Genomic DNA, 3,605 nt, shown 5'->3' on the forward strand with positions numbered 1-3,605 from the left:
GGCGCACAGCTGCCCGAGGACGCGCACAACGTGAGGTGGTTCGACGCGGCGCACCTGCCGGCCCTCGCGTTCGACCACAACCACATCGTCGACTACGCGCTGTGGCGGCTGCGCAACAAGGTCGGCTACAGCCGGATCGCGCACGGGCTGCTGCCGGAGCTGTTCACCTTGTCGGATCTGCGCGAGGTGTACGAGGCGATCCTCGAACGTGATCTGGACCCCGCCAACTTCCGCCGTCAGGTGGAGAACTCGGCGACGCTGATCCCCACCGACGCGTTTCGCACCGGCAGCCACCGACCCGCACGTCTGTATCGCTACAACCACGATGTGGAGCTCGCCGACCGCGGGCCCCTGCCACCCGACCCGCGCCGCGACGGCGGCGCCGCGTCCGCACCATCCGCCCTTCCCGAAGAGGTCACGATATGAGCGCCACCTTCCTCACCCTCCAGCCCCGTCCCGGCGACGAGATCGACCCCAGCGTCGACCACGGCATCCAGGCCATCGTCTCGGGCGCCTCGACGGCCGAGACCTGCAACACCGATCTCGCGGCCGGACCGTGGGACTTCGATGCACGGCCTGGATACGGCCCCGGCTCGTCGATGGGCGACGTCATCCCCACCGGCGCGCCGCGTCAGGGCGAACTTCCCGCGGAGTACCGCGCGGCATCCGAGGACGAGCTGCACGCACGCATCCGCGCGGCCAAGGCTGCCCTCGGCGAGCGCGTCGTCGTGCTCGGCCACTTCTATCAGCGCGAGGAGGTGGTCACGCACGCCGACTACGTCGGAGACTCGTTCCAGCTCGCGAACGCGGCGCTGGAGCACCCCGATGCCGAGGCCATCGTGTTCTGCGGCGTGCACTTCATGGCCGAGACCGCCGATCTCCTCTCCCGCCCGGAGCAGGCCGTGATCCTTCCCAACCTCGCCGCCGGCTGTTCGATGGCCGATATGGCCTCCATCGACGACGTGGAGGAGTGCTGGGAGCAGCTCGAAGACATCTACGGCGACTTGACGGCCCCCGACGCCGACGGCCTCGTCCCGGTGATCCCGGTCACGTACATGAACTCCTCGGCGGCGATCAAGGGGTTCGTGGGCCGACACGGCGGCATCGTCTGCACGTCCTCGAACGCGCGCACCGTGCTCGAATGGGCGTTCGCACGGGGGCGTCGCGTCCTGTTCTTCCCCGATCAGCACCTCGGACGCAACACCGCGAAGGCGATGGGGGTGCCTCTGACGCAGATGCCGATGTGGAATCCCCGCAAGCCGCTCGGCGGATCCAGCGAGAGCGCGCTCGCCGACGCGCGCGTCATCCTCTGGCACGGGTTCTGCTCGGTGCACCGCCGTTTCACCGTCGACCAGATCGAGAAGGCCCGCGCCGATCACCCGGGCGTGCGCGTCATCGTGCACCCCGAGTGCCCGATGGCCGTCGTCGACGCCGCCGACGAGGCCGGCTCCACCGACTACATCCGTAAGGCCATCGCCGCCGCCACCGAGCCGACGACCTTCGCGATCGGCACCGAGATCAACCTCGTGCAGCGACTCGCGGCGCAGTTCCCCCAGCACGAGATCTTCTGCCTCGACCCCGTGGTGTGCCCGTGCTCCACGATGTACCGCATCCACCCCGGCTACCTCGCCTGGGTGCTCGAGCGCCTCGTCGCCGGCGAGGTCGTCAACCGCATCACGGTCGCCGCCGACGTCGCGGACCCGGCGCGCGTCGCCCTCGAGCGAATGCTGGCGGGCAAGCCGTGAGCGCGGACGCACCGGACGTCGTCGTGGTCGGCTCGGGGATCGCGGGCCTCACTGCGGCGCTGCACGCCGCCGCCTCCGGATGCCGCGTGACGCTCGTCACGAAAGACGTGCTCGAACACGCCAACACGCGGTACGCCCAAGGCGGTATCGCCGGCGTCATGTTCGACGACGACAGCGTCGCCGCACACGAACACGACACGCTCGTCGCGGGCGCGGGGCTCAGCGACCCCGCCGCCGTCCGCGTCCTGGTGACCGAGGGGCCCGAGCGCATCCGCGAGCTCATCGCGCTCGGCGTCGCCTTCGACCGCGGCAGTGACGGCGCTCTCGTCAAGGGGCTCGAGGCGGCACACTCCTACCCGCGGGTGCTGCACGCCGGGGGTGACGCGACCGGGAGCGTGATCGAGAAGGCGCTCGTCGCGCGCGTGCGCACGAGCGGGGCCCGTGTCATCGAGCACGCGTTCCTCGTCGATCTCATCCTCGACGGCGACGGGCGCGCGGCCGGCGTCGATCTCCTCATCGGCGATGCGCGGCGCGAACAGATTCCGACGGATGCCGTCGTGCTGGCGACCGGCGGAATCGGTCAGCTCTACGCGCACACCACCAATCCCGCCGTCGCCACCGGCGACGGCATCGCCGCGGCCGTACGCGCCGGCGCGAATGTGTGCGACCTGGAGTTCGTGCAGTTTCACCCCACCGTCCTGTCGGTCGACGGCGCCGAGCCCTTCCTCGTCTCGGAGGCCGTACGCGGCGAAGGTGCGGTCTTGCGCGACCAGGAGGGGCGGCGCTTCATGCTCGACATCCACCCCGATGCCGAGCTCGCGCCCCGCGATGTGGTCGCCCGCGCGATCGCCGCGGTGATGGACGAGCAGGGCGGCGAGCCGGTGCTCCTCGACGCGACCGGCCTGGGCCTCGAAGCCGCCGGTACGGGCTCGGCGCGCAAGAAGGCGGCTGCCTTCCTGCGACGCCGCTTCCCGACGATCGACGCCGCCGTGCGCGAACGCGGGCTGGACTGGTCGCAGGAGGCGATTCCGGTGACGCCGGCCGCTCACTACCTCATGGGCGGCGTGGCCACCGACCTGTACGGACGCACGAGCGTCCCGCGACTGTATGCGGTGGGCGAAGTCGCCCGCACCGGCGTGCACGGCGCGAACCGACTCGCCTCCAACTCGCTGCTGGAGGGCGCCGTGTTCGGCGCCCGTGGCGGTGACGCGATCGTGGGCGACAGCGACTGCGCAACCTGGCCGGTCGTCGGCGGTTCCCGTGCGACGACGGCCGTCGTCGGCGATCCGAACACGGCCGATGCGACGCCGTGGCACCGAACGGCGCTGCAGATGCTGATGTGGGAGCACGCCGGACTCGTGCGCGATGCGGCGGGGCTCCGCCATGCCGCATCCGTGATCGACGACTGGCGGGCCGCGCAGCACCCGCCGCACCGGGAGGCCGATTTCGAGGACGCCAACCTGCTGCTCGTCGCGGCCTGCCTGGTGGATGCCGCGCTCGCGCGGACAGCGTCGGTGGGAGCGCACGCGCGCCGCGACGACATGCACACGGGCTCACCGTCCGTCCCGGCTCTCCCCGAGCTCCAGGCGTCGGCATGCTGACTCCACGCCAGATCGAGCGCGTGGTCATCGCCGCCCTCGAGGAGGACGCGCCGTGGGGCGACGTCACCAGCGAGTATCTGATCCCGGCGGATGCCGCCGCCACGGCCGACCTGGTCGCGCGCGAGCCCGGTGTCTTCAGCGGCGGCGACGTGTTCGCGGCAGCGTTCACCCTCACCGACGCGGACATCACCGTCGACCTGGCCGTTTCCGATGGCGCCGCTTTCGGAGCGGGTGATGTGCTCGCGACCGTCAGCGGGCC

The 3,605-nt window shown here is 71.3% G+C and carries 3 protein-coding genes and 1 pseudogene; all 4 read left to right on the forward strand.

Annotated elements, in window-relative coordinates; genetic code table 11:
• Window positions 1-426, forward strand: a 426-nt coding sequence (locus I5I_RS13085; protein ID WP_036320501.1) for an NrtR DNA-binding winged helix domain-containing protein, incomplete at its 5' end; no start/stop codon positions are given.
• The gene (gene nadA / locus I5I_RS13090) at window positions 423-1,745 is read left to right on the forward strand and encodes a quinolinate synthase NadA (RefSeq protein WP_036320514.1); all 1,323 of its coding nucleotides are present in this window, start codon (window positions 423-425) and stop codon (window positions 1,743-1,745) included. The genes I5I_RS13085 and nadA, both read left to right, overlap by 4 nt.
• Window positions 1,742-3,346, forward strand: coding sequence for an L-aspartate oxidase (gene nadB, locus I5I_RS13095; protein ID WP_036320517.1), 1,605 nt, complete (start codon window positions 1,742-1,744; stop codon window positions 3,344-3,346). Before nadA ends, nadB begins: the two co-directional genes overlap by 4 nt.
• Window positions 3,340-3,605 (forward strand): annotated as a pseudogene (locus tag I5I_RS13100) (carboxylating nicotinate-nucleotide diphosphorylase); the annotation flags it as partial. The gene nadB and the pseudogene I5I_RS13100, both read left to right, overlap by 7 nt.

The organism is Microbacterium sp. B24, from assembly GCF_000333415.1.
GTDB lineage: Bacteria > Actinomycetota > Actinomycetes > Actinomycetales > Microbacteriaceae > Microbacterium.

Excerpts from the sequence above, each read along its gene's own strand:
- nadA (WP_036320514.1), top strand. The coding sequence starts at position 423 with ATGAGCGCCACCTTCCTCACCCTCCAGCCCCGTCCCGGCGACGAGATC.